Genomic DNA, 4,403 nt, shown 5'->3' with positions numbered 1-4,403 from the left:
CCGCACGGCCCAGGCCGAGAACCCTGACCGGATCGTCCTGCTCGACCTGGACCCGGCCGCTGACGACCCGTTCACCACGGTCCTGGGCCGGGCCCTCGCCATCGGTGAACCGCAACTCGCCGTCCGCGGCACGACGTTGTCCGTGCCCCGGTTCGTCCATGCCAGTGAGCGGATCTTGCAGGTACCCGAAGAGGCGCCTGAGTGGCGGTTGGGCGCTACAGGCGGTGGCACGCTCGACAAGGTTGCCCTGCTGCCTGAGCCCGGTGCTGCGGCGCCCTTGGCCGCGGGTCAAGTTCGTGTTGGCCTGCGGGCGTTGGGCATCAACTTCCGCGATGTTCTGATCGCGTTGGGCATGTACCCGGGTGCGGCCGAGCTGGGTGGCGAAGGCGCTGGGGTCGTGCTGGAGGTCGGCGAGGGTGTGACGGATCTGGCCGTCGGCGACCGGGTGATGGGCCTGACGAGCGTCGGGTTCGGATCGATCGCTGTCACCGACCGGCGGTACATCGTCCCGATACCCGAGGGGTGGTCGTTCCAGCAGGCGGCATCGGTCCCCGTAGCGTTCCTCACCGCCTATTACGGGCTGCGTGATCTCGGCGGCCTGCGGGCGGGCGAGTCGGTGCTGATCCACGCTGCCGCCGGTGGTGTGGGCATGGCCGCGACGCAGATAGCCCGGCACCTGGGGGCCACGGTGTTCGGTACGGCGAGCCCCGGCAAGTGGGCGGTGTTGCGGGAACTGGGTTTCGAAGACACATACATTGCCTCCTCGCGGACGGCCGAGTTCGAGGAACACTTCCTGAGCGGGACCTCGGGTGCCGGAATGGATGTGGTTCTGGACTGCCTGGCCGGAGAACTCGTGGACGCCTCGCTGCGGCTGCTGCCCCGCGGCGGCAGGTTCATCGAGATGGGCAAAACCGATATCCGGGATGCCGACACCGTCGCCGGGACTTACCCGGGGGTCGCCTACCAGGCGTTCGATCTGATTGAGGCCGGTCCTGACCGCATCCAGCAGATGCTCACCGAATTGATGGGACTGTTCGAAGCCGGAGAACTTACTCCGCTCCCGCGTACCGCATGGGACGTGCGCAGTGCACCGGACGCCTTCCGTTACATGAGCCAGGCCCAGCACATCGGCAAGATAGTGCTGAGCGTTCCGACACCCCTCGATGCGGAGGGGACGGTGCTGGTGACCGGCGGCACGGGGTCGCTGGGTGCTGTGATGGCCCGGCACCTCGTCACCGAATACGGCGTCCGGCATCTGGTGTTGGCGAGTCGGCGTGGTCCGGAGGCCGAGGGCGCGACGGAACTGGTCTCTGAGCTGCGGGAGTTGGGCGCGGAGTCGGTGCGGGTGGCGGCGTGTGATGTCGCCGACCGGGATGCGGTGGCCGCGCTCCTGGGTTCTGTGTCGGTGCAGCACCCACTGACCGGGGTTGTGCACACGGCCGGTGTGTTGGACGACGGCGTGATCGGGGCGCTGACGCCGGAACGGTTGGCGTATGTGTTCGGGCCGAAGGTGGCGGCTGTACGTCATCTGGACGAGCTGACCCGCGACATGGACCTGTCGATGTTCGCGGTGTTCTCTTCCGCGTCGGGTCTGTTCGGGTCGGCGGGGCAGGGTAACTACGCGGCGGCGAATGCCTACGTGGACGCGGTGGCCCATCGGCGCCGGGCGGCGGGCCTGCCGGGCACCTCACTCGCCTGGGGTCTGTGGGAGCAGACCAGCGGCATGACCGCGCATCTGGACGCAGCCGACCAGGCACGTATGAGCCGTGGTGGCTGGCTGGCCATCGCTCCCGCCGAGGGCATGCGGTTGTTCGACGCGGCCCTGCGGAACCCCACTGCCTTGGCGGTGCCGATCAAGCTGGACCTGCGGGCGTTCCGCGCCGACGCGGCGGCGGGCCGTGGTGTCCCGACCCTGCTGCGCGGACTGGTGCACACCGGCCGACGCCAGGCACGCGCGGCGGCAGGGAAGAGCGGTGGAGGGCTCGCCGCCCGGCTCATCGGGCTCGCGCCCGACGAGCAGGAGGCGCTGCTGCTCGACCTGGTCCGCGGCCATGTGGCGAACGTCCTCGGCCACACGGGGGTCGCGAACGTAGGAGCGGAGACGGCGTTCAAGGAAGCCGGCTTCGACTCGCTCACGTCGGTCGAACTGCGTAACCGCCTCCGCGAGGCCACCGGCCTCAAGCTGACCGCCACCGTCGTCTTCGACTACCCGACCCCGCTGGCGCTCGCCCGCCACCTGGCCGAGGAACTCGGCGACACGGTGGCCGGCGCCGCGGCCGTCACCGTGGGACCGGCGGTCAACCCCGACGAACCCATCGCCATCGTCGGCATGGCATGCCGCCTGCCCGGCGGAGTCGTGACCCCGGACGACCTGTGGCGGCTGGTGTCGGAGGGCCGGGACGCGATCTCCGGCTTCCCGGAGGACCGCGGCTGGGACGTCGAGGACCTGTTCGACTCGGACCCGGAGCGGGCCGGTACGTCGTACGTCGACCAAGGCGGATTCCTCTACGGAGCGGGGCAGTTCGACGCCAGCTTCTTCGGGATCTCGCCGCGCGAGGCCCTTGCCATGGACCCGCAGCAGCGGCTGTTGCTGGAGACCTCGTGGGAGGCCCTGGAGCGGGCCGGCATCGACCCGGCGGCGTTCAAGGGCCGGGAGGTCGGGGTCTTCTCCGGCGTCATGAACCAGGGATACGGCATCGGCGGCGTCATCGCGCCGGAACTGAGCGGCTTCACGGCAACCGGCTCCGCGATGAGCGTGGCCTCGGGCCGCATCTCGTACGTGTTCGGGTTCGAGGGCCCGGCGGTGACCGTCGACACGGCCTGCTCGTCCTCACTCGTGGCCATGCACCTGGCCGCGCAGTCGCTGCGCCAGGGCGAATGCACGCTTGCCGTGGCCAGCGGTGCGACCGTGATGGCGACTCCGCACACGTTCGTCGAGTTCTCGCGGCAGAAGGCACTCGCTGCCGACGGCCGGTGCAAGCCCTTCTCCTCGACCGCCGACGGTACGGGCTGGGCCGAGGGCGTGGGCGTCGTGGTCCTGGAGCGGCTGTCGGAGGCGCGCCGCAACGGCCACCAAGTGCTCGCGGTCGTACGGGGTTCGGCAGTCAACCAGGACGGCGCGTCCAACGGTCTGACGGCGCCCAACGGCCCCTCCCAGCAGCGCGTCATCCGCAAGGCCCTCGCGTCGGCCGGCCTGTCGGCGGCCGAGGTGGACGCGGTGGAGGCGCATGGCACGGGCACGGTGCTCGGCGATCCCATCGAGGCGCAGGCCCTGCTCGCCACGTACGGCCGGGACCGGGATCCGGAGAGTCCGCTGTGGCTGGGCTCCGTCAAGTCGAACTTCGGTCACACCCAGGCCGCGGCCGGTGTGGCCGGTGTGATCAAGATGGTGGAGGCGCTGCGGCACGGCGTGCTGCCGCCCACGCTGCATGTCGAGGAGCCGACACCGCAGGTGGACTGGTCGGCGGGTGCGGTGGAGTTGTTGACGGAGGCGCGGGAGTGGCCGGCCACGGGCAGGCCGCGCCGGGCGGGCGTCTCGTCCTTCGGGCTCAGCGGGACGAACGCCCACCTGATCCTGGAGCAGGCACCGGAGGAGCAGTCCGAGCCGACGTCGGTCCCGGCCGAAGGCATGGCGCCGCTGGTGGTGTCGGCGCGGAGCGCCGGTGCGTTGGCGGGTCAGGCCGAGCGGCTGGTGTCTTTCATCGAGGCCGAGGACGGTACGGCCCTGCCGGAGATCGCGACAGCGCTCGCTTCGCGGCGGGCGGTGTTGTCTGAGCGGGCGGTGGTGGCGGCTGGTTCGCGGGAGGAGGCGTTGGCGGGGCTGCGTGCATTGGCGCGGGGCGAGTCAAGTCCTCTGGTTGTCACCGGTGGTGGCAGTGCGGTGGGTGCGGGTCGGACGGTGCTCGTCTTCCCGGGGCAGGGTTCGCAGTGGGTTGGTATGGGTCGTGAACTCCTGGATTCCTCCCCGGTGTTCGCGGAGCGGGTCGCGGAGTGCGCTGCGGTGCTGGAGCGTTGGGTCGACTGGTCGCTCGTGGATGTGCTGAGGGGAGACGCTCCGGTCGAACTCCTGGAGCGGGTCGATGTGTTGCAGCCGGCCAGTTTCGCGGTGATGGTGGGTTTGGCGGCTGTGTGGGCGTCGGTAGGTGTGGTTCCCGACGCGGTGGTCGGCCATTCCCAGGGTGAGATTGCCGCTGCGTGCGTGTCGGGTGCGTTGTCGCTGGAGGACGCTGCCCGGATCGTGGCGGTGCGCAGTCAGGTGATCGCCGGGAGTCTCGCGGGTCGTGGGGGTATGGCCTCGGTGGCGTTGGCGGAGGCCGACGTCGTGGAGCGTTTGGAGCGCTGGGCGGGCCGGGTTGAGGTCGCGGCGGTCAACGGGCCGACGTCGGTGGTCATCGCCGGTGACG

General features: G+C 70.5%; 1 protein-coding gene. It reads left to right on the top strand.

The genetic code is table 11. The features are described from left to right. On the top strand, positions 1 to 4,403 hold a 4,403-nt coding region (locus OO69_RS47910), incomplete at both ends, for a type I polyketide synthase (protein WP_033287355.1).

This window comes from Streptomyces sp. NRRL F-525 (assembly GCF_000716605.1).
Lineage (GTDB): Bacteria > Actinomycetota > Actinomycetes > Streptomycetales > Streptomycetaceae > Streptomyces.
Note: the sequence above shows the minus strand (reverse complement) of the source record. Positions and strands in the feature narration are given on the sequence as shown.